Here is a 26,261-nt window from a genome sequence, read left to right as displayed (position 1 = left end):
CGACCATCGTCGCGACGCATCCGACAATTGGACTTCAAGGATGAGACATTATCGAGTAACGTGCCAATCATTCTAGATTAAACGTTTCAGCAAGCGTATTTTCTACGTTATGGGCTCCTTTGCCGGTTCTGCCGCGAAACCGCCAAAAGTTGTGACTAAGGGCCTAAGCTGAATCATTCAAAACAATACCTGGCGTCACAAGACGCCAAAAAGGAGAAAGCATGCTCGAGCTCACCATAGAGCAGATATCCATGGGTCAATCGGCTGTGGATAAGTCCGCAGCGTTGCACCTGCTGGCGCAGCATCTGGTCACCGATGGCCTGGTGGCCGAGGGTTATCTCGCCGGATTGCAGGCGCGCGAAGCCCAGGGCTCGACCTTTCTCGGTCAAGGTATTGCCATCCCCCACGGTACGCCGGAAACCCGCGATCTGGTGTTTTCCACCGGCGTGCGACTGATGCAGTTCCCCGAAGGCGTGGACTGGGGCGACGGTCAGATCGTCTACCTGGCGATCGGTATTGCGGCCAAATCCGACGAACACCTGCGCTTGCTGCAATTGCTGACCCGTGCCCTCGGCGAAACCGACCTGGGCCAGGCGCTGCGCCGCGCCAGTTCCGCCGAAGCCTTGTTGAAACTGCTGCAAGGCGCGCCGCAAGAACTGGCGCTGGATGCCCAGATGATCGGCCTCGGTGTGTCGGCCGATGACTTCGAAGAGCTGGTCTGGCGCGGTGCGCGTTTGCTGCGTCAGGCCGATTGTGTGAGCAACGGTTTCTCTGCCGTGTTGCAGCAAGTCGACGCGCTGCCCCTGGGCGATGGCCTGTGGTGGTTGCACAGCGAGCAAACGGTCAAGCGTCCGGGCCTGGCCTTCGTTACGCCGGACAAACCCATGCGTTACCTCGGCCAGCCGCTCAGCGGACTGTTCTGCCTGGCCAGCCTCGGTGAGGCCCATCAGGCCTTGCTCGAACGCCTTTGTGCGTTGCTGATTGAAGGTCGCGGCCACGAATTGGGCCGCGCCACCAGCAGCCGTAAGGTTCTCGAAGTCCTGGGCGGTGAGCTGCCGGCGGATTGGCCGAGCGCTCGCATCGCCCTGGCCAACGCTCACGGCTTGCACGCGCGTCCGGCGAAGATCCTCGCGCAACTGGCGAAAAGTTTTGAAGGTGAAATCCGCGTACGCATCGTCGATGGCCTGGACAGCGCCGTGTCGGTGAAGAGTTTGAGCAAACTGCTCAGCCTCGGTGCCCGTCGCGGTCAGGTGCTGGAATTTGTCGCCGAACCGAGCATCGCCGCCGATGCCTTGCCAGCCTTGCTGGCCGCCATCGAAGAAGGCCTCGGTGAAGAAGTCGAGCCGCTGCCAGCCGTGAGCCAGCAGCGCGAAGTGATCGCCGATGTGGCCGAGGTAATCCTCGCGCCAGCCTCCGGCAGTCTGGTTCAGGCCATCGCCGCCGCTCCGGGCATCGCCATCGGCCCGGCGCACATTCAAGTGCTGCAAACCATTGATTACCCGCTGCGCGGCGAGTCTGCCGCGATCGAGCGCGAGCGTCTCCAACAGGCGTTGGCGGACGTGCGTCGCGACATCGAAGGCCTGATCGAACGCAGCAAGTCCAAGGCCATTCGCGAGATTTTCATCACCCACCAGGAAATGCTCGACGACCCGGAATTGACCGATGAAGTCGGCACCCGTCTCAAGCAGGGCGAAAGCGCCGAAGCGGCATGGATGGCGGTGATTGAAGCGGCGGCCAAACAACAGGAATCGCTGCAGGACGCCTTGCTCGCCGAGCGTGCCGCCGACTTGCGTGATATCGGCCGCCGAGTGCTGGCGCAACTGAGTGGCGTCGAAACCCCGAGCGAACCTGAGCAACCGTACATTCTGGTGATGGATGAAGTCGGTCCATCCGATGTCGCCCGCCTTGATCCGGCGCGCGTCGCCGGCATCCTCACCGCCCGTGGTGGTGCTACCGCGCACAGTGCGATTGTCGCCCGAGCCCTCGGTATTCCGGCGTTGGTCGGCGCCGGCCCGGCCGTGTTGCTGCTGGCACCGGGTACGCCGTTGCTGATTGATGGCCAACGCGGTCGCCTGCACGTGGACGCCGACGCGGCGACCTTGCAGCGTGCCACCGAAGAGCGCGATACCCGCGAGCAGCGTTTGAAAGCCGCCGCCGAACAACGCCATCAACCGGCACTGACCACTGACGGTCATGCAGTCGAAGTGTTCGCCAACATCGGCGAAAGCGCGGGCGTGACCAGCGCGGTGGAGCAGGGCGCCGAAGGCATTGGCCTGCTGCGCACCGAACTGATTTTCATGGCCCACTCGCAAGCGCCGGACGAGGCAACCCAGGAAGTCGAATACCGTCGCGTCCTTGATGGCCTGGCCGGTCGGCCGCTGGTGGTGCGCACCCTCGACGTTGGCGGTGACAAACCGCTGCCCTATTGGCCGATCGCCAAAGAAGAAAACCCGTTCCTCGGCGTGCGTGGTATTCGCCTGACTCTGCAACGTCCGCACATCATGGAAGCGCAATTGCGCGCGTTGCTCCGTGCGGCGGACAACCGTCCACTGCGGATCATGTTCCCCATGGTCGGCAGCGTCGACGAATGGCGCCAGGCCCGGGACATGACCGAACGTCTGCGTCTGGAAATTCCGGTTGCCGACTTGCAATTGGGGATCATGATTGAAGTGCCGTCGGCTGCATTGCTGGCGCCGGTGCTGGCCAAAGAGGTCGACTTCTTCAGCGTCGGCACCAATGACCTGACCCAATACACCCTGGCCATCGACCGTGGTCATCCAACCTTGTCGGCCCAGGCTGACGGTTTGCACCCGGCGGTGCTGCAACTGATCGACATCACCGTGCGCGCGGCGCATGCCCACGGCAAGTGGGTCGGCGTGTGCGGCGAGTTGGCGGCCGATCCGCTGGCGGTGCCAGTGCTGGTCGGTCTGGGTGTGGACGAGCTCAGCGTGTCGGGTCGCAGCATTGCCGAGGTCAAGGCGCGGGTTCGCGAACTCAGCCTGGCCCAGACCCAAATCCTTGCCCAACAGGCCCTGGCCGTGGGCAGCGCCAATGAAGTGCGCGCACTAGTGGAGGCCCTGTAATGGCCAAGATCCTGACCCTGACCCTCAACCCGGCGCTGGACCTCACGGTCCAGTTGCCGCTGCTTACCCCCGGCCAAGTCAACCGTAGCGACGAGATGCACACGCATGCCGCCGGTAAAGGCGTGAACGTGGCACAAGTGCTGGCGGACCTTGGGCATCAGCTCACGGTCAGCGGTTTCCTCGGGGAGGACAACCTTCAAGCGTTCGAAACCCTGTTCGCCAAACGCGGCTTTGTCGACGCGTTCATCCGTGTACCGGGGGAGACGCGCAGCAATATCAAACTGGCGGAAAGCGATGGGCGCATCACCGACATCAACGGCCCCGGCCCCTTGGTCAGTGAAGCCGCACAGCAGGCGTTGCTTGATCGACTTGATCAAATAGCGCCCGGTCATGACGCGGTCGTCGTTGCTGGCAGCCTGCCTCAAGGCATCAGTGCGCAATGGTTGCAGGCGTTGATTGTGCGTTTGAAAAATCTCGGTTTGAACGTGGCGCTGGACAGCAGTGGTGAAGCCTTGCGGGCCGCGCTCAATGCCGGTCCGTGGTTGATAAAACCGAACACCGAAGAGCTGGCCGACGTGATGGGCTGCGAGATGGTTTCGGTCGCGGCACAGGCTGAAGCCGCGAGCCGCTTGCATGCTCAAGGCATCGAGCACGTGGTGATCTCCGACGGCGCCGATGGCGTGAACTGGTTCAGTGTCGGCTCGGCGATGCATGCCACGCCGCCCAAGGTCAGTGTCGTCAGCACCGTGGGCGCTGGCGATTCGTTACTGGCCGGCATGCTCCACGGTCTACTCAGCGCCGACACGCCTGAACAGACCCTGCGCACCGCCACGGCGATTGCCGCGATGGCGGTCACCCAGATCGATTTCGGTATTGGCGACGCCACGCAGTTGGCGCGGCTCGAACAGGGCGTGCGCGTGCGCCCCCTGACAGAACAATAAGAGGGTTTGTCATGAAGTTAGCCATTGTTACGGCCTGCCCGAACGGCATGGTCACCAGTGTGCTGTGCGCCCGTTTGCTCGACGCGGCGGCCCAGCGTCAAGGCTGGAGCACCAGTGTCGAAGTCAACGATGCCGCGCACCCTGAACGCCAATTATCGGCGGCCACGATCGAGGCGGCCGAGTGGGTATTGCTGGTGACCAGCGCGCCGGTGGATATGTCGCGATTCGTCGGCAAGCGGGTGTTCCAGAGTACCCCGGCGCAAGCCCTGCAAGATGTTGAAGCGGTGCTGCGTCGCGGTGCTGAAGAGGCTCAGGTTTACGTCGCCCCCGAAGCTGTGGTCGAGCCTGCCGCCCTGGTGAAAAACGCTCCGCGTCTGGTCGCGATTACCGCGTGTCCGACCGGCGTCGCTCACACCTTCATGGCCGCTGAAGCCTTGCAGCAAGCGGCCAAGCGTCTGGGCTACGACCTGCAAGTGGAAACCCAGGGCTCGGTCGGTGCGCGCAACCCGTTGAGTGCAGAGGCGATTGCCGATGCGGACGTGGTGCTGCTGGCCTGCGATATCGAAGTCGCCACCGAGCGTTTTGCCGGCAAGAAGATTTACCGTTGCGGCACCGGCATCGCCCTCAAACAAGCCGAGGCGACGCTGAACAAAGCGTTGGCCGAAGGCACGCAGGAAACTGCTTCGAGCGGTGCCAAAGGCCCGGCCAAGCAAGAGAAAACCGGCGTCTACAAGCACCTGCTGACCGGCGTGTCGTTCATGCTGCCGATGGTGGTGGCGGGTGGTCTGATGATCGCCTTGTCGTTCGTCTTTGGCATCACCGCGTTCAAGGAACCGGGCACGCTTGCGGCGGCGCTGATGCAGATCGGCGGCGAGACCGCGTTCAAGTTGATGGTGCCGCTGCTGGCGGGTTACATCGCCTACTCGATCGCCGACCGTCCGGGCCTGGCTCCGGGGATGATTGGCGGTCTGTTGGCAAGCACTTTGGGCGCCGGTTTTATCGGCGGGATCATTGCCGGTTTCATCGCCGGTTACGCGGCGCAGGCGATCAACCGTTATGCGCGCTTGCCACAAAGTCTTGAGGCGCTCAAACCGATCCTGATCATCCCGTTGCTGGCGAGTCTGTTCACCGGTCTGGTGATGATCTACGTGGTCGGCAAACCGGTAGCCGGGATGCTCGAAGGGCTCACGCACTTCCTCGACAGCATGGGCACCACCAACGCGATTCTGCTCGGTGTATTGCTGGGCGGAATGATGTGCGTCGACCTTGGCGGGCCGATCAACAAAGCCGCGTATGCGTTCTCGGTGGGGCTGCTGGCGTCGCAAAGTTATGCACCGATGGCCGCGACCATGGCGGCCGGCATGGTGCCACCGATTGGCCTGGGCATCGCTACGATTATTGCGCGGCGCAAGTTCGCCCAGACCGAACGCGAGGCCGGTAAAGCGGCGTTGGTGTTGGGGCTGTGCTTCATCTCCGAAGGCGCGATTCCGTTTGCTGCGAAAGACCCGCTGCGGGTGATCCCGGCGAGCATTGCCGGTGGTGCGCTGACCGGTGCGTTGTCGATGTATTTCGGCTGCAAACTGATGGCGCCGCACGGCGGATTGTTCGTGCTGGCGATCCCGAATGCGATCAACCATGCGCTGCTGTATTTGCTGGCGATTGTGGCCGGGAGTTTGCTGACGGCGGTGGTTTATGCGGTGGTCAAGCGACCGGAAGTCGTTGAGCTGGCAATAGAGCCCGTCAGCGCCTGACACCTACCCCTTGTAGGAGCCGAGCTTGCTCGCGATAGCGGTGTATCAGTCACCATTTTCGGTGAATGTTAAACCGCTATCGCGAGCAAGCTCGGCTCCCACAAGGGATCTGCTGCACCGGCAGATTTCTGTGTCATGTCCGATAACGTCGTCATGCTTCATTTTTCTTTGAATCCCGGCAAGCCCTGAGCTGCACGCCATTCCTTGATTTTGCGTGTGATGCCTTCTGCCGAATCATCAGCTTCGTCTTCCGGGTAGAAGATCAAATCAGAGCCTGCGGGATGCCCACATATGGTGTTGAAGTGATGCACAAGCTTGTTCTCTTCCTCTTCGCTTTCATCGTTCCCCAGGATGCGTTGAAGCATCCCAATGAATTCTTCTTCTGTGTAATCTGAAACACTACTTTTTATGGTCATTGCCTGTCCTCCCGGTGAATTTCGACGTGCCGCTTCGGTGTAACTACTGAGAGATTGTCCACGTCATAAACTGCACCTCCATTCTTGATGTGCTCAATATGATGTATTTCGTAGCGAGCGTTTTCTCCGTTGTGTTCCGGCCTTTGGGCAAATGGTGCTTTGCCATTCAAGAGCTTGCTTCTGTTATTCGGTTTGAACTGGTTGAATAGCTCGGGATCATTTCCAACGGCAGTCCAAAATGCGGCCCTGAAAGTGTCGAAGTCTCTGAATTTTTGTCCTCGTAGCACATCAGCAATCCGCGTTGGAATGGGGGCGCCTAGCCCGGTGCCAGCCCCAGCAAGCCAAATCCCTGCCACATCCTCACCCACGCCCGTAACACCACCCGGCTCATACCGAGCGTTGAGCACGATGTAAATCGGCTCAAGCCCGGCATCCGCCGGAAACCAGATAATCGCATCCTGATACTCGGGCGGATGCTCCGGGTTCACCAGTATCTTGTTGGCCTGCTCGGTGGGTGGGTAGACCCAGATCGTCGGCAGCGGTGGGGCGCCTTCCAGGGCAGGGACCTTGGGGGCGTCGTCAGGATCTGCCGCGGGCGTCCAGGTCAGGCCGATGCCATTGCCGATATCGGCGACAAATTGCTCGCCTTCCTTTTTTGCCTTGATGACCGGGACAAACTCCCAGTCTTTTTTCCCGCCTGTGTAAAAGCCGTAAGCGTTGACTGAGCCATCCGGCAATGTCTTCACGTTGATGCGCACACGGGTTCGCCCCGCATCCAGCGCCGCGTATTGCTCGTTTTTGTAGAAGGCGCTGTCGGGTGAAAGGCTGGTGTTCGGCATTAATAGCGCAACTGTCCCGACCGCGGTACCAGTCGCCACAACGGCTGATCCTGTTAGTAGACGCAGTGCTAGCGAACCGCCGAGACGTTGGGCAATGGCACCGCCTGTTGCTGAGCCTCCCACCAGTTTCAAGGGAATCCCTTCGGCGGTGATTGCTGCGCCGGTGCCAAGCACGGCCCACAACCCGTAGTCAGCCAGTTTCTCGACGGGGACAAAACCGGCCGGGTTGTCGTGATTAATGACGCCGTCGGGGAGGTTGCAGCTTTTGGCGAATACGCAGCCTCGTGTGGCGAACTGTTTGCTCTGTTCGACATCTTTGAAGATGCGATCTTCATAAGCCTGTTGCCGGGCGAGCATGTCGTCGTAAGTCTTTTGCCTCGCCTCACGCTCGGCTAACTCAGTCGGGGTCATGTCTCGCAGGTAACGGTATCCAATGCCCGAGCCGCCGCCACCAGTGCTGTGTTCCCAGACTTGCGGGATGTCCTTGTCGCGTGGCATTGGCGTCCTTTTTCGCGTGTGTCCGGAGCAGCCTCGAACTTATCCAGGGCGCTCGGGTATTGGCGTTAGGACGTTTCCTAAAAGCGGCGCTGAAATTTCCTATTTCTTGGTGTTGCAGGGGTTTTGGTGGCGAGTCAGCATGACCGCGTTATCCTTCATCGCGGGCAAGCCACGCTCCCACAAGGGATTTGCGGTGTTGGTTAATTTTTGTGTCATGTCTGAGTCACACGTGCATGCTTAAGTTTTCCTTTTCAGGGAGAGCACCATGAGCGAATTCGACCTCGGCCGTCGTCGTGTCATACAAGCCGTCGGTGCCGGGCTGTTGTTGCCTGGCCTGGCACCGGCGGTGATTGCCTCGGTCAAGGATCGGCCGCAACTCACCGATGGCGTGCAGTCCGGCGACGTGCTGGGCGATCGGGCGATGATCTGGAGCCGATGTGATCGTCCGGCGCGCATGGTGGTGGAATGGGACACCCGCAGCCTGTTCAGTAACCCCCGTCGTTTTGTCTCGCCATTGGCCGTGTCCGATACCGATTTCACTGCCCGGGTCGAACTCACTGGCCTGCCCGCCGACCAGGCGATTTTCTACCGCGTGCACTTCGAAGACGCCCAGAGCGGCGTCACCAGCGAACCCTGGTTCGGCCACTTGCGCAGCATGCCGCAAACCCGTCGCGACATCCGTTTCGTCTGGAGCGGCGACACCGCCGGTCAGGGTTTCGGGATCAATCCGGACATCGGCGGCATGCGCATCTACGAAGCCATGCGTTTGCGCCTGCCAGACTTCTTTATCCACAGCGGCGACACCATCTACGCCGACGGCCCGATACCTGCGCAGCTCACCACAGAGAGCGGCCGCGTGTGGCGCAACATCACCTCTGAAGCCAAGAGCAAAGTCGCCGAAACCCTCGACGACTATCGCGGCAATTACCGCTACAACCTGATGGACGAAAACATCCGCCGCTTCAACGCCGAGGTTCCGCAGATCTGGCAGTGGGACGACCATGAAGTGGTCAACAACTGGTCGCCGGGCAAGCAACTGGATGATCGCTATAAGAGCAAAGATATCCACAGCCTGGTCGGTCGCGCGCGTCAGGCCTGGCTCGAATACGCACCGATGCGGTTGCAGAGCGCCGATGGCGGCGGGCGGATTTATCGCAAGCTCGGTTATGGGCCATTGCTTGATGTGTTCGTGCTCGACATGCGCAGCTATCGCGGGGCCAATGATGACAACCTGGGCGCCGCTAAACCTTTCCTTGGCCGCGAACAACTGGACTGGCTCAAACTTGAGTTGAAGGCCTCCAAGGCCCAGTGGAAAGTCATTGCCGCCGACATGCCCATCGGCCTCGGCGTACCCGACGGTGAAGTCAGCCCCGGCGTGACGCGTTGGGAAGCGGTGGCCAACGGCGACCCGGGACCGGCTCAGGGCCGTGAACTGGAAATCGCCGAACTGCTGGGTTTCTTGCGGGCGCAGCAGGTACGCAATTTTGTCTGGCTGACGGCGGATGTGCATTACTGCGCCGCGCACCATTACCACCCGGACCGTGCGGCGTTTCAGGATTTCGAACCGTTCTGGGAGTTTGTCGCCGGGCCTTTGAATGCGGGGAGTTTCGGGCCTGATTCGCTGGATAAGACCTTTGGTCCCGAGGTGGTGTTCGAGAAAGCACCACCGGCACAGAACACCTCGCCGTTTGCCGGGTTTCAGTTTTTTGGTGAGGTGAATATTGATGGGCAGACGGGGGAGATGAGTGTGGTGTTGCGGGATCTGGATGGGGTTGGGGTGTTTGAGCAGAAAGTGCAACCGGTGTAGGGGGAGGTATTGTTCCATCGGTTTCTTTAGTTTAAATCCCCCGTTATATAGCTAATCAGTATATTTGCCTGTCATTTTTTACAGGTGTTTTTTGGCGGGTTTTATATAGGCTGAACCCAAAATCAACCGGGTAACAGCTGATGAAACTTATTCGTGCACAACAAAGATCAATATGGACGGCCGTTGTATCGCTGGTCCTCTGTACGCTTTTTCTTACGGCCTGCAAAGATGCCAATGAAACCAACGCTGGTTTGTGTAATGGGAATTGGGGTATGGTCGGCGCTTATTATTGCGATATTATCCCTATAGGACGAGCGGAAGTGCTTTGTGTTTTTGTGGGGAAGGATAATGATCGTAATGGTGCATATAAAAGTGGTACTAGCGATCAATGTATCGTTGATGGCCCGGAAAATATGGCGCCCATTGATTGCAACGAGATGTGCCGTCTGAACAATAATTGTTCGAAAGTTCAATGCCTAAGTGCTGAAAAGATCGAAGAGCTCAATAAGCGGCTAAGTAAACGATCAACAGGCAGCGATCTATTAAAGTCACCTTGAGTTTTTATTTGAGCAGGCTTCTATCCTGACGCCATGTTGTTAACGTGACGTCAGGATGTTTATCGAATGCTTTGTGGATTCAGTATACGTCCCGCCGATAACGGCCTTGCTCGATCAACCGGTCGACCTCTGCAATTCCGAGTATTTCGTTGAGCACGTGATCCACGCCTGAAGCCATCCCTTGCAAGCTGCCGCAGATGTAAATGACCGCACCCTCGGCCAGCCATTTTTTCAACTCGCCCGCCGATTCGCGCAGTCGATCCTGCACGTAGATCTTCTCGGCCTGATCCCGCGAGAACGCCAGGTCCAGCCGCTCCAGATCCCCCGAAATCAACCACTCCTCAAGCTCATCACGACACAAGTAGTCATGCTCGCGATTGCGTTCGCCGAACAACAGCCAATGACGTTGCTGGCCATCGGCGATCCGCGCCTTGAGCAAACTGCGCAGCCCGGCCAGGCCGGTGCCATTGCCCAGCAGGATCATCGGCAGCGGTTCGACCGGCAGATGGAAACCGCTGTTGCGCCGCACGCGCAGGCTGATGGTGCCGCCCACCGGGGCGTGTTCGGTCAGCCAGCCGGAGCCGACACCCAGGCTGCCGTCGGGATGCAGTTCCTGGCGCACGATCAGTTCGAGGATGCCATCGGCGGCGATCGAGGCGATGGAGTACTCGCGCATGGCCAGGGGCACCAGCGCGTCCACCAGCGCCTGGGCATGCAGGCCGACCAGGTGAGCTCTGTTTTCCGGCAGTTGTCGACTGGCGAGGGCTTGCTCCAGTGGTTGCGACAGGCCATCGAGCGCAACCGTGGCCCGACCGTCAATGCCCAGGCCATCGAGGAAATGTTCGATCGCCCACGGACAATTGCGCGGCAATACTTCCACCAGGTCACCGGCCAGCCAGCTGCTGGTGGTGGGGGCGGTGAGACCGAGCAGGTAAACGCCTGAACCGCTGCTGTCAGGATTGAGCAGCTCACGGCGGGTCAGGTTCCAGTTGTCATAGCTTGGCGCTTGCCAGGTGTCCACGGGTGCCTGTCCGGTCAGCAGGCCCAGTTGCTGCTGCCAGTGACGCAAGGCGTAAGGGTCGCCGCTGTCGACCTCTACCGGCGCGAACAGGGTCTTGCCGCCGTGCTTGCCGAGCCACGTGTGCAAGCGTCGAGCGAATCCGCAGAAGTGCTGATACTGCCGATCACCGAGGCCGAGCACGGCGTAGTTCAGGCTTTCCAGGCTCAACGTACGGCCCAGCACTTTGCGCTCAAACCCTCGGGCGCTGTCCGGCGCTTCGCCGTCGCCGAAGGTGCTGACGACGAACAACGCATTGCTGGACTCACGCAAGTCTTGCTCGCTGACGTCCGCCAGCGGCTGAACTTTCACCGGCAGGCCCGCAGCCTGCAATTGCCCGGCGGTCTGCCACGCCAGTTGCTCGGCAAAGCCGCTCTGGCTGGCAAAGCCGATCAGCCATGCCGGTGCGTCATTGTCCGGTTGTGCGAGCCCTTTGCGGGCATCCTTGATCTGTTTTTTCTTGCTGCGACGATCGAGGTACAACAACCAGCCAGTGACGAAAAACAACGGCATCGTCAGCGCGCTGATCGTCAGGATGATCCGCCCGATGATTCCGAAATAGCTGCCGACGTGCAGCGCGTAAATGCTGGTCAGCAGTTGTGCCTTGAGGCTCTTGTCGCTGTAGCGATCATGCCGCGCGACGATACCGGTCGCCGGGTCCAGCGTGATCTGGTTCAGCGCCCGGTCGTGGGGCGAGCTGTTCAACAGGTAGAACACGGTGGCCGGTTGTCCGGCCACGGGCGGCATGCGGATGTTGTAGGCGCTCAGTGCCGGGCCGGCAGCGCTGTAGATGCTGCTCCACATCGCGGCGTAATCGGCGGTGGGGGCCGGGCCGCTTGGCGCAGGGCCGCGACCGCTGCGGGCGCGCTCGTTCTGCGGTGAGTCGGAAAGCAATCGGGTCAGGCCCTTGTTGTACCACTCATAGGACCAGGACAACCCGGTGAACGCGGCCAGGAGGTAAAACACCAGGCACCAGGTACCGGCCACCGAGTGCAGATCCCAGTTGAAGCTGCGGCCTTTTTTCTTCCAGTCGAGGATCAGCCAGGCACGCCAGCTTTTCCACTGACGCGGCCACCGCAGGTACAGGCCGGACAGGCAGAAGAACAGCAGAATCAGCGTGCACGCGCCGGTGATTTGCCGACCGGTATCGCCCATGGCAAGGAACCGGTGCAGTTGCAGCATCAGGCCGAAGAAATCCTGGCCAGTGGCGTCGCCCACGAACTCGGCGGTGTACGGGTCGAAGTAGCGCATCTGCCCACGTCGTTCGCCCGGTGGCGGGGTAAAGATCACCCGCGCGGCGTTACCGCTGTCGGTCTCGACCCAGAGCATCGAGACTTTCTTGCCGGAGGCGCCTTCGATTTTTTCCACCAGTTCGGCGGGCGGCAGGACGCCGGCGACCTGCTTCTCGACCTGCAACACAGATGGGTTCAGCGCGCGCAGGATTTCGTCCTGAAACGACACCGTCGCCCCGGTGATGCCCATCAGGGCCAGGACCAGTCCGGCGCTGATGCCGAAAAACCAGTGCAACTGGAACAGGGTTTTCTTCAACACGTCACTCGCCTTGTTCGTTCAAAAATAATGATCACGGCGCGCATTATGCCGTGGGTTGTCGAGAAACATTCTTTATTACGCACAAAAGCCCCGTTCATAGAGATGAACGAGGCCTGTCGCTGATTTCAGCTTCCATTCTCAACTGTAGGAGCACAGCTTGCTCGCGATGACGGTGTGTCAGCCAACATCAATGTTGAATGTGCCGGCGTCATCGCGAGCAGGCTCCCACAGGATCAGAAGTGGAAGTTGGCGCTCAACAGGGCGGTACGACCCGCCGCCACGTGGGCGTAGTGCGTCTGGAACACCTGGTCGAAGTAACGCTTGTCGGTCAGGTTCTGCACGTTGAGTTGCAAGTCGACGTTTTTGGTCAGGGCGTAGCTGGCCATTGCGTCGTAGCGCCAGTAGGACGGGATCTCCACCGAGTTGGCGATGTTGCCGAACTGCGAGTCGACGAACGTGGCACCGGCGCCGACGGTCAACTTGTCCGGCACCAGGTCGTAGGTCGACCAGAACGTGAAGTTGTTCCGTGGGGTACTTGGCATGTGATTGCCTTCATCGACGGCGAGGGTGGTTTTGACCACTTCGCTTTCCATGTAGGTGTAGCCGCCGAAGACTCTCCAGTTACGGGTCAGCTTGCCGCTGTAGCTCAGTTCCAGACCATTTACCTGCTGCTCGCCGTCCAGCACTTGCGTGGTGGCGCCATCCGGATCGTTCATGCGCGCGTTGGTTTTTTCGGTGCGGAACAGTGCTGCGGTCAGCGACAAGTCGTCACCGAAGAAGTCCCACTTGGTACCGATCTCGTAGTTGCGGTTTTTTTCCGGGTCCAGATCACTGTTGTTCGCCGCCAGTTCCAGGCCACCGTTGCCGCTGGTTTCACCAGACGGGTTGCTGGAGGTGGAGTAGGCCGCGTAGATGCTGCCGTTAGGCAACGGGTTGTAGACCACGCCGATCTGGTAGTTGACCAGGTCGCTGGTGTTCTCACGGGAGAAGTCGTTCGCTGGCGCGGTGCTGCTGGCGTTGGCGTGGCCGCTGGATTTGACCTGGTAGTTGTCGTAACGCAGGCCCAGGTTCAGGGACCATTGCTCGTTGAATTTCAGTGTGTCGAACACGTAGGCCGCAGCGGTTTTGGTGTCGGTGTCGGTGAACGCGGCGCTGTCGGTGATCGAGCCGTTCCAGTGATCCCCTGGCGTCGGGTTCTGCAGGCTGGTGCAGTCGCCGGAGTTGAACAGGGCGCGGTTGCAGCGGGTGCCGCTGGCGGTCGAGGTCAGGATGTACGGGCGGTTGTGGGTATCTTGATAGGAAAACTCAAGGCCGGTAACCAGGCTGTGCTCGATGGCGCCGGTGTTGAACCTGGCGCTCAGGTCGGTCTGGTTGATCCAGCCGCTGGACGTCGAGTTACGGCTTTTCGCGCCGCGATACACGCTGCCAAGCGCCGCGTTGCCCTTGCTGTCGTCCGGGTTGGTGACGATGTAATCGAGCGTCGAACGGGACATGCGGAAGCTGTTCGACACGGTCAGGTCATCATTCAGATCGTGTTCGATCTTGATGGTGCCGCTGTCGTTGCTGGTCTGGCGATAGTCGCGACTGGTGAGGCCGTAGAAGTTGTCACGATCGACATGCACAGGTTTATCGACGTTGTACTTGCTGCGGTTGGGGCTCAAGGTCAACGGGAGGCCGTAGTCGGGCATGTCGTCGGTTTCGACGTGGTAGTAGCCGACGGTCAGGCGAGTGTCGGTACCCAGGCCGAACGCGAAGGAAGGTGCCACGCCCCAACGGCTGACATCCACAGCATCACGGCCGGCGACGTTGGCTTCGTGTTTCATCAGGTTCAGACGAAAGGCCGAGGTGTCGGTCATCTGCTGGTTCAGGTCGAGGGTGGTGCGCTTGGTCTGGTCCGAGCCCCAGGTGAAGCCGCCGTTGTAGGAGTTGCCCAGTTTGGCGGTCTTGCTCACCAGGTTCAGGCTGCCACCGGTGGAACCGGCGCCGGTGAAGGCTGACCCCGGGCCCTTGCTGACTTCGATCGATTCTATGTCGAAGATCTCGCGGCTCTGGGAGGCCGGGTCGCGCATGCCGTCGATAAACACGTCGCTTTCGGCGTTGAAGCCGCGAATGATCGGACGATCGCCGGCCGGGTTGCCGCCCTCACCGGCACCGAAAGTGATGCCCGGTGTGGTGCGCAGCGCGTCGACCAGGCTGGTGGCGCCCGTGTCGCGAATCACTTGTTGTGGAATCACGGTGACGCTTTTCGGCGTTTCGCGCAGCGGCGCGGTGTATTTCTTGTTGGCCGAGGTATCAGTCTTGTAGGAAGTCTCATCCTGGGCTTCGCCGTTGATAGCGGTAGCGCCCAGGGAAATCACGTTGCTCGGTGCTTTTTCGTCGATCTTTTCAGCCGCGAAAGCCATGTGGCCCGCAGAGCTGGCAGTGATCGCCACGCCAATTGCAGACGCGAGCAAGCGCGGTGAACTGACCGGTAATTGTGGTTGTTGGCGTGACATGAGAATTCCCCTCCCCAAGGATTTGAGGTCGCGGAATATAGGGTAAACAGGTATTTGTATCAATTGCGAAACGTTACTATTCGCGACAAATTTACATTCTTTACAATTTGTCCTTACGGTTTCGAGTGTCTCGTTCGTCGTAGGGGTTTTACAGAGTCAATAAGAATCAATACCATTGGCGCCCCTTTGCCTTCAGGTGTCATCCCATGCTGCTGCACATTCCCGGCGTGTTCGCGAAAGAAGAAGTGCAGCGCATCCGCGAGGCTCTGGAGCAGGCAGATTGGGCCGACGGCAAGATCACCGCCGGCTACCAGTCGGCCAAGGCCAAGCACAATTTGCAACTGCCTGAAGGTCACCCGCTGGCCAAGGAAGTCGGCGCGGCGATGCTGGAACGGCTGTGGAAAAATCCGCTGTTCATGTCGGCTGCGTTGCCGCACAAAGTCTTCCCTCCGTTGCTGAACTGTTACACGGCCGGCGGCAGTTTTGACTTTCACATCGACAACGCCGTGCGCCAGCCCAAGGGCAGCATCGAGCGGGTGCGCACCGATTTGTCGGCCACTCTGTTCTTCAGCGAACCGGCCGACTACGACGGCGGCGAGCTGGAAATCCAGGACACCTTCGGCGCCCAACGGGTGAAATTGCCCGCCGGCGACATGGTTCTGTACCCCGGCACCAGCCTGCACAAGGTCAACGCCGTGACGCGCGGTACTCGCTACGCTTCGTTCTTCTGGACCCAAAGCCTGGTCCGCGAAGACAGCCAGCGCGCCTTGCTGTTCGAGATGGACGGGGCGATCCAGCAACTGACCCAGGACATGCCCGACCACCCTTCGCTGATTCGCCTCACCGGCACGTATCACAACCTGTTGCGTCGCTGGGTCGAGGTATGAGTTATCAACTGCGCCGCCAGGAAGTCCTCGACGGTGATCGTCTAAAAGCCATGCTCGAGGAAAGCCCGGCGCGCGCTGCGCAGGCGATTCTGATCGCCGCCCGCGAAGGTGTACTCGATGCCCAGGCCTTGCTCGGGCAGATTCTTCTGGATGGCCGGGGTATCGCGCAGGATCAACCGCTGGCGTTGCGCTGGTTTGGCATCGCTGCCGGGCGAGGTCATCTGATGGCGCACAACATGCTCGGTCGGTGTCATGAGCATGGTTGGGGATGTGTGGCGGATGCTGCGGTTGCAGCGAGGCATTATCGAATCGCCGCCGAGGCCGGTCTGGACTGGGCGATGTACAACCTCGCCAATCTGCTGGCGACCGGGCGCGGTGTGGCGGTGGATCAGATTCAGGCGCTGGCGTTGTATCAGCGTGCCGCTGAAGCGGGTCACGCCAAATCGATGAATCTACTCGGGCGTTATCTGGAAGAAGGCTTGGTGTGCCCGGCGGACTCGGCAGCGGCGCGTGACTGGTATCGACGTTCGGCCGAGGGAGGGGATTTTCGCGGGCAGTTCAGTTTTGCGGCGGTATTGGCGGATGAGGGGCGTTTTGAAGAGGCACTCAAGTGGCTGGGGGACGCATTGACCGCAGGTAACTTGCCGTTTCTTCGTGTCAGCAGCGAGTCGCTGCTTGCTTCCCCACATCCGGCCATTCGCTCCATGGCCCAAGCCTGCCGGCAGCGAATGGCGTTACTGGGTGCTTAGACCGTGCCCCCTATCTTGTAGTAAAGGGCAACGGACGGCGATCAACCGCGCAGCCAGCGTCCCTGGAGCTTACTCATGTAACTGTGCAGTGCTTGACTGTTCTTGAGCATGAGTTCGCCGCGAGCCAGGATTTCATCGCGGGGCGCATACAGGACGGTGTCGAGAAAGGCATACAGCGAATCGATCAGCTTGTTGGTTTCACTGACATAAGTCTGTTGATGGGGAATGACTTTCTGGGTGTCATTCAACTGGCGGGTCCTGTCGTCATTATCGCGCAACTGTCTTGCCAGAGACGATACCCGTTCCTCACGCTGCGAGATGCGGGTCTGAATGATGCCCCGAGCCTTGGTCAGACTCTGGTATTTGATCAGCTCGTTGGCCTCGTCCAGAAACTTGGTGGCAACTATCACGCCGCCTTCCAGCGCGGCGCTCTGAGGGGTTGCCGGTTTATTGCCGATCAACGACTTCAATTGCTCCAGCAGTGGCTTGAGTCGGTCGATGAATGTCAGCTTCTCGAACTCCTTGATCGCTTCGTTGAGCACGGCCAGATCAGCAATCAGCTCGGCAAGCGGTACTTGTTCGGTACTGTGTTGCTGTTCCAGTTGAACTCTTGCATCGGCAAGTTCAGCGAGCCTGAAGCGGTTGTTGCTGATGCTCGCGCTCTGCACATTGAATACGCCGTCTTCCAGGCTTGCGTGCAGTTGCGAGATTTTATCAGTGCAAAGCTCCATCAGTTGACTGGTAATTTTCGAATAGCTCTCGATTGTGCTTTGAGTTTGCGTGTCTGGTTGGCGCTCTTTCAAAGCGCTCAGGGCATGCAGGGTCTCGCGCAAGTCATCGCTTTCCAGCGCCGTGATTGCTGAAGTGATGGCGTTGGCGACCAGTTGATCTGCTTTGCTGAGGGCACTATTGAGACCGATCAGTTCATCACCCAACGCTTTGATGTACAAGTTGGCAGAGCCCACGAGGGCTTGATAACGGATCGCCTCGCGGCTGTTGCGAATATTCGTCAGGTCGGGAAGTATGTAAGTAGCGAGTGTCATAAAGAAATCCTTTTTCGTTAGTTTTATGAAAGTTATTCGAATGCGCTAATAAGCGCGTTGGCATTGTTTTGAATGGTTTTCCAGTTTTTCAGAACCACTCGTAAACTCGATACGAAACTCCTGAGGGTCAGAAAGTCATTCATGCCCATTATTTTGTTTTGCGACGCGTTGATGTATTCGGAGATCGAAATCCACAATGTTTCAAGTTGCGATGTGCTTTGGATTGCGCCTTCTACGTATAGCAATAGGCTCTCCAGGTCGGTGCTTAGCCGCAGGAGAGTGCCGGCGAGAATGTCTTTTTGTTTAACCTGCTCGACCAGTAAATCTCGTTGATTGATTAGAGGGATTATGTATTTAAGTGTATGGAGTTTCGCAAATTGATAAATTCCTTGCGGATAAGGGCTCATTACAGCAAACACATGTGTGAAGAAACCAGGTTCGGCTTCTCGAAGCTTCTCATCAAGAAGTGCCTGCGCTTTGTCGATAGCCAGGTTCAGATCGGTAATCTGCCGATTGATTTCACTTGTATTGGCCAGTTTCATCTTGCTGCCGATGCCAATGGCCACTTTATCGTTGAGTTCAGTCTTGAAGTACTGCAAACGCAATACAATGTCCTGATTGTTCAGTTTCTTCTCGTCAATGGAGTTGGCAATAAATACCAGTGACTCTCGAATAGAGCCAAATCGTATTTTCTCCGTCTTCCCGATTTCCAGGGGGGGCAGGCTATTGATTTCTTCTTCAGTAAGCGTGCTGATCGTGCCGACATAATTTACATAACCGGGCATGCTCACGATGGCGTCGATAATCTCCTGGCCGAAACTTTCCAGGTCTTCCGAAAATGTTGCCAGGCTGCCACCAACTCGTTTCATAGACGATTCGATATCATTCCACGAGTTGGCGTTGTTAATGATTGTGTGATTGAGTTCGACAATGTCATAAGGTTCAAGGCCGACAATGTTGGTGCTTTTGGCTTGTAGTTGGTTTTCGACGGCTTCAATCGTGCGGGGCAGAGCTTTTGCCGTCGCTATGTAGTTCTTTATTTTCTGGATGTCGTTTTTTGTAATCAGCTTGGTTGAGCTCGTTTGCACTTTTTAATTCCTTTTAAAGTGTGTTGTGAGTTCGCAGGCTAATCGTGATTAAAGTGTTTGGTATATGTCTTGTGTGTAACTTTTTATTGGGCAGTGTTGATTTTTCATGTTTAAATAAAAAACCCGTGCCAAGGCACGGGTTTTCAGGTGCTGCTAACTTTTATACGTAATATGACTTCAGCGGCGGGAAGCCATTGAACTCAACGGCGCTGTAGCTGGTGGTGTAAGCACCGGTCGACAACCAGTACAAACGATCACCGATCGCCAGGTTCAGCGGCAAGCCGTACTTGTAGTTCTCGTACATGATGTCGGCGCTGTCGCAGGTCGGGCCGGCGATGACCACTTCTTCCATCTCGCCTTTCTTTTCGGTCCAGATCGGGAACTTGATGGCTTCGTCCATGGTTTCGATCAGGCCGGAGAACTTGCCCACATCCGTGTACACCCATCGCTCTACCGCGGTACGGGATTTACGGGCGACCAGCACTACTTCGCTGACCAGGATGCCGGCGTTGGCGATCAACGAGCGGCCCGGTTCCAGGATGATTTCCGGCAGGTCGTCGCCGAAGTCTTCCTTGAGGAAACGGATGATTTCTTCAGCGTAGGTTTCCAGGCTGTTGGTGCGGGTGATGTAGTTGGCCGGGAAGCCGCCGCCCATGTTGATCAGCTTCAGGTGAATGCCGTCTTCTTCTTTCAGGCGTTCGAAGATCACTTTGACCTTGGCGATCGCCGCGTCCCAGACGCTGATGTCGCGCTGTTGCGAGCCGACGTGGAACGAGATGCCGTACGGCACCAGGCCCAGGTCGCGAGCGAGGATCAGCAGGTCCATGGCCATGTCGGTCTGGCAGCCGAATTTGCGCGACAAAGGCCAGTCAGCAGTGGTCGAGCCTTCGGTGAGGATGCGCACGTAGACTTTCGAACCCGGTGCCGCCTTGGCGATGTTGCGCAGGTCGGCTTCGGAGTCGGTGGCATACAGACGCACGCCCTTCTCGTAGAAGTAGCGAATGTCTTTGGATTTCTTGATGGTGTTGCCGTAGCTGATGCGATCCGGGCCGACGCCCTGGTTCATCACTTTGTCGAGCTCGTAGATCGAAGCGATGTCGAAGTTCGAGCCTTTCTCTTTGAGCAGGTCAATGATTTCGACGGCCGGGTTGGCCTTGACTGCGTAGTAGACCTTGGCGAATTCGAAACCGGCGCGCAGGTCGTCATAGGCCTGGCTGATCATCGCGGTGTCGATCACCACGAACGGGGTTTCTTGTTTGTCGGCGAAGGCCTTCATTTTGTTGAAGGTATCGCGCGCGAAATAGTCTTCGACGTTGATCGACATGCTGGGAACTCCTACTGGCAAACTAGATTAATCAATGGGTGCAAATGAACGTCCTCCGTATCCCCACTTTGGTTCGCCTACTTCCCAAGGCATGTCGCCGAAAGCAAAAAGGCCATGGGAAGCGGTGCTTTCCCTTGGCCTTGCTGTCTCGTCGTCAGTACTTGAGCCGGATGGATCGTTTCCAGCATGGACGTTCGGCGCGAACTTTAGGGCGTGAGGGGCTTGAGATCAACAAAAAATGTCGCGTTTTTACACGCATCCGTCGTGCGGTCCCGGACAGCTACTGATGTAACCGACCTGCATGACAGTGTGATGTTCCCTTTATAGGGATATTTGAGGTGTATCAGAGGGGTTTGTAGTGCTGCCCTTCGCGAGCAAGCCCGCTCCCACAGAGGATTTGTGTTGTTGCACAGATCCAATGTGGGAGCGGGCTTGCTCGCGAAGGCGTCAGATCATGCGACAGCAGTCTCAGCCGGCGAAACAATGCTGGTCTTGCCCCCGCGGGACTTGCCGGAGCTCAGGTACTCGGCAATCGATTCCTGAGTCACTTCACCCAGGAACACCCGCTCCGCATCCATCACCGGCAACCACGAGCGGTTGAACTCGTACATGCGCGACAGCAGAATGCGCAAATGTTCGTCGAACGCGGCGGTGGCGTTGAACTCGCGCAAGTATTGCGCGCAAGTACCCGTCTGACGGTGCAGGTCGCGACGGCGCACGTAGCCCAGTGCTTTATTGTCGGCGCAAGTGACCACCACATAACGACGGTCCAGTTCGTCCATCAACTCCAGGGCTTCAGCCACCGGCGTTTCCGGGCTCACCGACGGCGCGTTATCCGCCGCATCTTCGGCTTTCACCAGCAACAGACGCTTGAGCGTACTGTCCTGGCCGACGAAGTTGCTGACAAAGTCGTCCGCCGGGTGCGCCAGCAGCGTATCCGGGTGATCGATCTGCAACAGCTTGCCGGCGCGGAAGATGGCTATCTTGTCGCCCAGCTTGATCGCTTCATCAATGTCGTGGCTGACCATGATCACGGTCTTGTTCAACGCCCGTTGCATCTCGAAGAACTCGTTCTGGATCATCTCGCGGTTAATCGGGTCGACCGCGCCGAACGGCTCATCCATCAACAACAGCGGTGCATCCGCCGCCAGCGCACGGATCACGCCGATCCGCTGCTGCTGACCACCGGACAACTCACGTGGATAGCGATTCAGATACTGCTTGGGTTCGAGCTTGATCATGCTCATCAACTCGCGGGCGCGGTCGTGGCATTTCTGTTTGTCCCAGCCCAGCAGGCGCGGAACGATGGTGATGTTTTCCTCGATGGTCATGTTCGGGAACAGACCGATCTGCTGGATCACATAACCGATGTTGCGGCGCAGGGTCACGGCGTCGAGGTCGGTGGTGTCTTCGCCGTTGATCAGGATCTTGCCGGAGGTCGGCTTGATCAGGCGGTTGATCATTTTCAGCGTGGTGCTTTTGCCGCAGCCCGATGGCCCGAGGAACACACAGATCTCGCCTTCATTGACGGTCAGGCTTACCGAGTCCACGGCTTTCACATCTTTGCCGTTGCTTTGGAAGGTCTTGCTGAGGTTTTGAAGTTCGATCATTTGAGGAGTCCTTTTGGAGTCAGCGTGCGTTGCAGCCATTGCAGAAGCAGGTCGGCGAAGATGGCCAGGAGACTGACCAGCACGGCGCCGACGATCAGCATCGACATGTCGCTGCGGCTGATTGAAGCGAGAATAAGTACACCCAGGCCACCGGCGCCGATGGTGGCGGCGATGGTCATTACACCAATGTTCATGACCACGGCGGTGCGCACACCGGCGAGGATTACTGGCACGGCGATCGGCAGTTCGACCATGCGCAGGCGTTGGCCGAAGGTCATGCCGATGCCGCGGGCGGCTTCGCGAATGCCGGGGTCGACGCCGGTCAGGGCGAGGTAGGTGTTACGCATGATCGGCAGCAGCGAATAAAGAAACACCGCGGTGATCGCCGGCATCGGGCCCAGGCCCTGGCCGAATTTGGAGTAGAACGGCAGCAGCAGGCCGAACAGGGCAATCGACGGAACGGTCAGCAGCACCGTGGCGCTGGCTTGCAACGGGCCGGCGAGGGTCGGGAAGCGCGTCATCAGGATGCCCAGCGGCACGCCGACCAGAATCGCCAGGGTCACGGCAATGCCGACCAAGGTGATGTGCTGCCCGGTCAATTGCAGGACCAACGGCCAGTCGAGATGGGAAAAGGCGTTCAGAAATTCCATGTCTTTTCCTCCTTATTTGATTGGATGCTGGCGCAGGAAATCGGCGGCAACGGATGAAGGACTTTCGTGATCGACATCGACCCGCGCATTGAGCTGACGCATGGTGGCGTCGTCGAACAGTTCGGCCAGCGGCTTGAGCTCTTCCGCGAGTTTCGGATGGGCGTCGAGGTAGACCTGACGCACCACCGGCGCAGCGGTGTAGTCCGGGAAGTAGTGTTTGTCGTCTTCCAGCAGTTTCAGCTTGAAGGCGTTCAAGCGACCGTCCGTGGTGTAGACCAGACCGGCGAACACCTGACCATTGCGCAGGGCGGTGTAGACCAAACCAGCATCCATCTGCCGGATGTTTTTGCGGGTCAGGTTCATGCCATAGAGGTCGACCATGCCGTCCAGACCGTCGGAGCGGTTGGCGAACTCGGTGTCCAGGGCGACGAGGTGATTGGTCTTCGCCTCAGCCTGCATCACCGTGTTCAGCTCGCTGATGGTGTTGATCTGCGGGTAAGCCTTGGCGGTGCTTTCTGGCAGGGCCAGGGCGTAGGTGTTGCTGAATTTCGACGGGGTAAGCCAGATCAGGCCTTTTTTCGCGTCGAGTTCTTTCACCTTGGCATAGGACTGAGCGCTGTCGAGCTTGTCAGTGATGTGGTTGTAAGCCACCAGCGACACGCCGGTGTATTCCCACATCAGGTCGAGCTGACCACTTTCGTGGGCGCTGCGGGCCAGGTTACTGCCCAGACCGCCGGTCACTTGAGTGTCGTAACCCTTGGTGCGCAGGTATTGGGAGGTGATTTCCGCCAGCAGGGTTTGTTCAGTGAACACCCGGGCGCCGATGCGGATCACCGGTTTTTCAGCGGCTTGGGCAAATCCTGCGAACAGCAGGGCGCAGCCTAGTAAAAAGCTAAATGTCTTCATAAAGATTCCTTTGCCGAGGCTTAAGACGGGCGCAAGCCGCGTTCGAGCCAGAGGCGGCTGGCGAGTGTCACCAGGCCGTCGAGCAGCAAGGCCAGCAGGGCGGTGCAGGCCGCGCCGAGCAGCAGTTGCGGCTGATTGTTCAAGGCGATGCCAGGGAAAATCAGGCTGCCCAGACTGTTGGCGCCAATCAGGAACGCCAGCGGTGCAGTACCGACGTTGATCGCCAGCGCCACGCGCACGCCACCGATGATGATCGGCACGGCGTTCGGCAGTTCGACCCGCCACAACACCTGAGTCGGTGTCATGCCGATGCCGACGGCCGCTTCCTTGAGCGAACCCTGGACGTTTTTCAGGCCTTCATAGGTGTTGCGCACGATCGGCAACAGCGAGGCGAGGAACAGGGCGAAAATCGCAGGGCCGCTGCCGATGCCGAGGATACCCAGGGCGATGGCCAGTACGGCAAGAGGCGGCACGGTGTTGCCGATGTTGAAGATCTGCATGAAGCGTTCAGCGCGGCCCACCATGTTCGGGCGGCTGAGAAAGATACCGGCGGGTATGCCCACAACAAGGGCGGCCAGCATGGAAGCGAGGACAAGAATCAAATGGGCTTGCAGGTAAAACAACAAATCGTCGCGGTAATGTTCGATCGTGTTGATGCCAATCCAGTGGACCAGCAGGGCCAGAAGGGCGACGACAACCGCACCTCCTATCAGCCCCTTGCCATAGCGAATAGCCACAGGCGGACTCCTTTTTTCTTTGTCGGCGAACGCAGTCCCGAGTGGCAAGGCCATTCCTGGCTGCCGGGATGATCAACGTTCGCGAGAAGCAGCTCTTCATGCTGATAAAACCGCATGAGATCGAGCCATAAGCGCAGCCTCGTCAGGCCAACTTGCTGATTTTTCAGCCCCTGGTACGAGTGCCGTAACAGGGGAGTGGACGTCTGCACCTTTTAAAAGGTTCCATATTTAGCAGCAATTAGCCACCCATGATCTCCCTTCTGGCCCATCCTTCGCCATTGGCGACAGGGCGAACGGTGGTCCGTAGAGCTCGGTTTGCGCTATACTCGCCGCCCTTTTTTGAATCACCTGCCAGGCGATTTCCCATGACCAAACAGGCCGCCGAAGTCGCGAAACGCCGCACTTTCGCCATTATTTCCCACCCCGATGCCGGTAAAACCACCATCACCGAGAAGCTCTTGCTGATGGGCAAGGCGATTGCGATTGCTGGCACGGTGAAATCTCGCAAATCTGACCGCCATGCCACCTCCGACTGGATGGAAATGGAAAAACAACGGGGTATTTCCATTACCACGTCGGTCATGCAGTTCCCGTATCGCGACCACATGATCAACCTGCTCGACACCCCGGGCCACGAAGACTTCTCCGAAGACACCTACCGCACCCTGACGGCAGTGGACTCGGCCTTGATGGTCCTCGATGGCGGTAAGGGTGTTGAGCCTCGGACCATCGCGCTGATGGACGTCTGCCGTCTGCGTGACACGCCGATTGTCAGCTTCATCAACAAACTCGACCGTGACATCCGCGACCCGATCGAACTGCTCGACGAAATCGAAGCGGTCCTGAAGATCAAAGCGGCGCCGATCACCTGGCCGATCGGCTGCTACCGCGACTTCAAGGGCGTCTATCACCTCGCCGACGACTACATCATCGTCTACACCGCGGGCCACGGCCACGAGCGCACCGATGTGAAAATCATCGAGAAGCTCGACTCCGATGAAGCCCGCGCGCACCTCGGTGACGAATACGATCGCTTCGTCGATCAGCTGGAACTGGTACAGGGCGCCTGTCACGAATTCAATCAACAGGAATTCCTCGACGGCCAGCTGACCCCGGTGTTTTTCGGGACTGCATTGGGCAACTTCGGTGTCGATCACGTGCTCGACGCCGTGGTCAACTGGGCGCCGAAACCGCTGGCCCGTGTCGCCAACGAGCGCACCGTGGAACCGGTTGAAGAGAAATTCGCCGGCTTCGTGTTCAAGATCCAGGCGAACATGGACCCCAAACACCGCGACCGTATCGCCTTTATGCGTATCTGCTCCGGCAAGTACGAAAAAGGCATGAAGATGCGCCACGTGCGCACCGGCAAAGACGTACGGATCGGCGATGCGCTGACCTTCTTCTCCTCCGAGCGTGAGCAACTGGAAGAAGCCTTCGCCGGCGACATCATCGGTTTGCACAACCACGGCACGATCCAGATCGGCGACACCTTCACCGAAGGCGAAGTCCTGGGCTTCACCGGTATCCCGCACTTCGCCCCGGAACTGTTCCGTCGCGTGCGCCTGCGTGATCCGCTGAAATCCAAGCAACTGCGTCAGGGCCTGCAGCAACTGGCGGAAGAGGGTGCCACTCAGGTGTTCTTCCCGACGCGCAGCAACGACATCATCCTCGGCGCCGTCGGTGTGCTGCAGTTCGATGTGGTCGCCAGCCGTTTGAAAGAGGAATACAAGGTCGAGTGCTCCTACGAGCCGATTACTGTGTATTCCGCGCGCTGGATCGATTGCAGCGATAAGAAAAAGCTCGAAGAGTTCAGCGTCAAGGCTGTGGAAAACCTCGCCATCGACGGCGGCGGTCACCTGACCTACCTGGCCCCGACGCGGGTCAACCTGGCGCTGATGGAAGAGCGCTGGCCGGACGTGAAATTCCGTGCGACGCGTGAGCACCATTAATTTGTAGCCGCCGGGGGCGTCTAGCCCTTGCTGGCGATGGCGGTTTTGAGATTGCCATCGCGAGCAAGCTTTGCTCCTACGGATTGTGTGGTGCACCCGAAAGCCCGTGGCGAAAGCTGCGGGTTTTTTTTGATTTTTTTTAGCTCCAAGCGATCGGAGCGTGAGGTTTTTCTGTAGGTCTTTTTTCCTGACTTTGTAGCTTGCCTCTGTTTTTTCGTGACCAGGTTTTTTACCCGTGACAACGCAATTGTTGGGGGCTAGTGTTCGGAGGACCTTTCGCAAACAGCGATTTTCCACGGAGCAGGAGCACAAGGGATCAATGG

The 26,261-nt window shown here is 58.7% G+C and carries 19 protein-coding genes; 8 read left to right on the top strand and 11 right to left on the bottom strand.

The window, feature by feature from the left end:
• The first annotated feature begins 221 nt into the window (after nucleotides 1–221).
• From ptsP to KW848_RS22225, 3 genes are read left to right on the top strand one after another with little or no spacing between them, the layout of a single operon-like run.
• Complete coding sequence (gene ptsP / locus KW848_RS22235) at nucleotides 222–3,083, top strand: phosphoenolpyruvate--protein phosphotransferase (protein ID WP_218538057.1); 2,862 nt, start codon at nucleotides 222–224, stop codon at nucleotides 3,081–3,083.
• Nucleotides 3,083–4,024 (top strand): 1-phosphofructokinase, encoded by a 942-nt coding sequence (gene pfkB, locus KW848_RS22230; protein ID WP_111450452.1) that lies wholly within the window; start codon nucleotides 3,083–3,085, stop codon nucleotides 4,022–4,024. The genes ptsP and pfkB overlap by 1 nt, the downstream gene beginning before the upstream one ends.
• Before the next feature lie 11 nt (nucleotides 4,025–4,035).
• Complete coding sequence (locus KW848_RS22225) at nucleotides 4,036–5,775, top strand: PTS fructose-like transporter subunit IIB (RefSeq protein WP_218538056.1); 1,740 nt, start codon at nucleotides 4,036–4,038, stop codon at nucleotides 5,773–5,775.
• Between the two features lie 158 nt (nucleotides 5,776–5,933).
• Here the strand turns inward: KW848_RS22225 and KW848_RS22220 are convergent, their stop codons facing one another.
• Both KW848_RS22220 and KW848_RS22215 read right to left on the bottom strand, forming a co-directional pair.
• The gene (locus KW848_RS22220) at nucleotides 5,934–6,191 is read right to left on the bottom strand and encodes a bacteriocin immunity protein (protein ID WP_218538055.1); all 258 of its coding nucleotides are present in this window, start codon (nucleotides 6,189–6,191) and stop codon (nucleotides 5,934–5,936) included.
• A complete protein-coding gene (locus tag KW848_RS22215; RefSeq protein WP_256365238.1) occupies nucleotides 6,188–7,528 on the bottom strand; it encodes an S-type pyocin domain-containing protein in 1,341 nt (446 codons plus the stop codon). Before KW848_RS22215 ends, KW848_RS22220 begins: the two co-directional genes overlap by 4 nt.
• A 265-nt stretch (nucleotides 7,529–7,793) precedes the next feature.
• On the opposite strand from KW848_RS22215, the gene KW848_RS22210 reads away from it, so the two are divergent.
• Both KW848_RS22210 and KW848_RS22205 read left to right on the top strand, forming a co-directional pair.
• On the top strand, nucleotides 7,794–9,335 hold the full coding sequence (locus tag KW848_RS22210) for an alkaline phosphatase (RefSeq protein ID WP_218538054.1): 1,542 nt from the start codon (nucleotides 7,794–7,796) through the stop codon (nucleotides 9,333–9,335).
• 140 nt (nucleotides 9,336–9,475) lie between these two features.
• Nucleotides 9,476–9,892 carry a hypothetical protein gene (locus KW848_RS22205; RefSeq protein ID WP_218538053.1) on the top strand — a complete coding sequence of 139 codons (417 nt, stop codon included), beginning with the start codon at nucleotides 9,476–9,478 and terminating at the stop codon, nucleotides 9,890–9,892.
• 79 nt (nucleotides 9,893–9,971) lie between these two features.
• Here KW848_RS22205 and KW848_RS22200 read toward each other — a convergent pair whose 3' ends face one another.
• Together KW848_RS22200 and KW848_RS22195 are read right to left on the bottom strand one after the other, a co-directional pair.
• On the bottom strand, nucleotides 9,972–12,500 hold the full coding sequence (locus KW848_RS22200) for a sulfite reductase flavoprotein subunit alpha (RefSeq protein ID WP_218538052.1): 2,529 nt from the start codon (nucleotides 12,498–12,500) through the stop codon (nucleotides 9,972–9,974).
• Between the two features lie 233 nt (nucleotides 12,501–12,733).
• The gene (locus KW848_RS22195) at nucleotides 12,734–14,995 is read right to left on the bottom strand and encodes a TonB-dependent siderophore receptor (protein ID WP_218538051.1); all 2,262 of its coding nucleotides are present in this window, start codon (nucleotides 14,993–14,995) and stop codon (nucleotides 12,734–12,736) included.
• Between the two features lie 206 nt (nucleotides 14,996–15,201).
• On the opposite strand from KW848_RS22195, the gene KW848_RS22190 reads away from it, so the two are divergent.
• Both KW848_RS22190 and KW848_RS22185 read left to right on the top strand, forming a co-directional pair.
• On the top strand, nucleotides 15,202–15,882 hold the full coding sequence (locus tag KW848_RS22190; RefSeq protein ID WP_218538050.1) for a Fe2+-dependent dioxygenase: 681 nt from the start codon (nucleotides 15,202–15,204) through the stop codon (nucleotides 15,880–15,882).
• Nucleotides 15,879–16,631, top strand: a complete 753-nt coding sequence (locus KW848_RS22185; protein WP_218538049.1) for a tetratricopeptide repeat protein — start codon at nucleotides 15,879–15,881, stop codon at nucleotides 16,629–16,631. The genes KW848_RS22190 and KW848_RS22185 overlap by 4 nt, the downstream gene beginning before the upstream one ends.
• Before the next feature lie 41 nt (nucleotides 16,632–16,672).
• On the opposite strand, the gene KW848_RS22180 is transcribed toward KW848_RS22185, so the two are convergent.
• The 7 genes from KW848_RS22180 to KW848_RS22150 all read right to left on the bottom strand — a co-directional run bounded on the left by KW848_RS22180 (nucleotide 16,673) and on the right by KW848_RS22150 (nucleotide 23,989).
• Nucleotides 16,673–17,674: an alpha-xenorhabdolysin family binary toxin subunit B gene (locus tag KW848_RS22180; protein WP_218538048.1), complete on the bottom strand. Its 1,002-nt coding sequence runs from the start codon at nucleotides 17,672–17,674 to the stop codon at nucleotides 16,673–16,675.
• Between the two features lie 32 nt (nucleotides 17,675–17,706).
• Nucleotides 17,707–18,762: an alpha-xenorhabdolysin family binary toxin subunit A gene (locus KW848_RS22175; protein ID WP_218538047.1), complete on the bottom strand. Its 1,056-nt coding sequence runs from the start codon at nucleotides 18,760–18,762 to the stop codon at nucleotides 17,707–17,709.
• A gap of 160 nt (nucleotides 18,763–18,922) precedes the next feature.
• The gene (locus tag KW848_RS22170; protein WP_218538046.1) at nucleotides 18,923–20,086 is read right to left on the bottom strand and encodes a type III PLP-dependent enzyme; all 1,164 of its coding nucleotides are present in this window, start codon (nucleotides 20,084–20,086) and stop codon (nucleotides 18,923–18,925) included.
• Nucleotides 20,087–20,538: 452 nt separating this feature from the next.
• Nucleotides 20,539–21,696 (bottom strand): betaine/proline/choline family ABC transporter ATP-binding protein, encoded by a 1,158-nt coding sequence (locus KW848_RS22165; RefSeq protein WP_008148962.1) that lies wholly within the window; start codon nucleotides 21,694–21,696, stop codon nucleotides 20,539–20,541.
• Nucleotides 21,693–22,346 carry an ABC transporter permease gene (locus KW848_RS22160; protein ID WP_008148960.1) on the bottom strand — a complete coding sequence of 218 codons (654 nt, stop codon included), beginning with the start codon at nucleotides 22,344–22,346 and terminating at the stop codon, nucleotides 21,693–21,695. The genes KW848_RS22165 and KW848_RS22160 overlap by 4 nt, the downstream gene beginning before the upstream one ends.
• A gap of 12 nt (nucleotides 22,347–22,358) precedes the next feature.
• Complete coding sequence (locus tag KW848_RS22155) at nucleotides 22,359–23,252, bottom strand: glycine betaine ABC transporter substrate-binding protein (RefSeq protein WP_218538045.1); 894 nt, start codon at nucleotides 23,250–23,252, stop codon at nucleotides 22,359–22,361.
• Nucleotides 23,253–23,272: 20 nt separating this feature from the next.
• Nucleotides 23,273–23,989, bottom strand: a complete 717-nt coding sequence (locus KW848_RS22150; protein WP_218538044.1) for an ABC transporter permease — start codon at nucleotides 23,987–23,989, stop codon at nucleotides 23,273–23,275.
• A gap of 365 nt (nucleotides 23,990–24,354) precedes the next feature.
• Here KW848_RS22150 and KW848_RS22145 point away from each other — a divergent pair, with 365 nt between their 5' ends.
• Nucleotides 24,355–25,938 (top strand): peptide chain release factor 3, encoded by a 1,584-nt coding sequence (locus tag KW848_RS22145; RefSeq protein ID WP_056742891.1) that lies wholly within the window; start codon nucleotides 24,355–24,357, stop codon nucleotides 25,936–25,938.
• The last annotated feature ends 323 nt before the right edge of the window (nucleotides 25,939–26,261 follow it).

It is taken from the genome of Pseudomonas sp. PDM25 (assembly GCF_019219045.1).
Taxonomy (GTDB): domain Bacteria; phylum Pseudomonadota; class Gammaproteobacteria; order Pseudomonadales; family Pseudomonadaceae; genus Aquipseudomonas.
Note: the sequence above shows the minus strand (reverse complement) of the source record. Positions and strands in the feature narration are given on the sequence as shown.

Coding starts and splice junctions, on each gene's coding strand:
- KW848_RS22225 (WP_218538056.1), top strand. CDS start 4,036: ATGAAGTTAGCCATTGTTACGGCCTGCCCGAACGGCATGGTCACCAGT.
- KW848_RS22170 (WP_218538046.1), bottom strand. CDS start 20,086: ATGTCGATCAACGTCGAAGACTATTTCGCGCGCGATACCTTCAACAAA.
- KW848_RS22205 (WP_218538053.1), top strand. CDS start 9,476: ATGAAACTTATTCGTGCACAACAAAGATCAATATGGACGGCCGTTGTA.
- KW848_RS22145 (WP_056742891.1), top strand. CDS start 24,355: ATGACCAAACAGGCCGCCGAAGTCGCGAAACGCCGCACTTTCGCCATT.
- KW848_RS22160 (WP_008148960.1), bottom strand. CDS start 22,346: ATGGAATTTCTGAACGCCTTTTCCCATCTCGACTGGCCGTTGGTCCTG.
- pfkB (WP_111450452.1), top strand. CDS start 3,083: ATGGCCAAGATCCTGACCCTGACCCTCAACCCGGCGCTGGACCTCACG.
- KW848_RS22215 (WP_256365238.1), bottom strand. CDS start 7,528: ATGCCACGCGACAAGGACATCCCGCAAGTCTGGGAACACAGCACTGGT.
- KW848_RS22190 (WP_218538050.1), top strand. CDS start 15,202: ATGCTGCTGCACATTCCCGGCGTGTTCGCGAAAGAAGAAGTGCAGCGC.
- KW848_RS22220 (WP_218538055.1), bottom strand. CDS start 6,191: ATGACCATAAAAAGTAGTGTTTCAGATTACACAGAAGAAGAATTCATT.
- KW848_RS22210 (WP_218538054.1), top strand. CDS start 7,794: ATGAGCGAATTCGACCTCGGCCGTCGTCGTGTCATACAAGCCGTCGGT.
- KW848_RS22155 (WP_218538045.1), bottom strand. CDS start 23,252: ATGAAGACATTTAGCTTTTTACTAGGCTGCGCCCTGCTGTTCGCAGGA.
- ptsP (WP_218538057.1), top strand. CDS start 222: ATGCTCGAGCTCACCATAGAGCAGATATCCATGGGTCAATCGGCTGTG.
- KW848_RS22195 (WP_218538051.1), bottom strand. CDS start 14,995: ATGTCACGCCAACAACCACAATTACCGGTCAGTTCACCGCGCTTGCTC.
- KW848_RS22180 (WP_218538048.1), bottom strand. CDS start 17,674: ATGACACTCGCTACTTACATACTTCCCGACCTGACGAATATTCGCAAC.
- KW848_RS22165 (WP_008148962.1), bottom strand. CDS start 21,696: ATGATCGAACTTCAAAACCTCAGCAAGACCTTCCAAAGCAACGGCAAA.
- KW848_RS22185 (WP_218538049.1), top strand. CDS start 15,879: ATGAGTTATCAACTGCGCCGCCAGGAAGTCCTCGACGGTGATCGTCTA.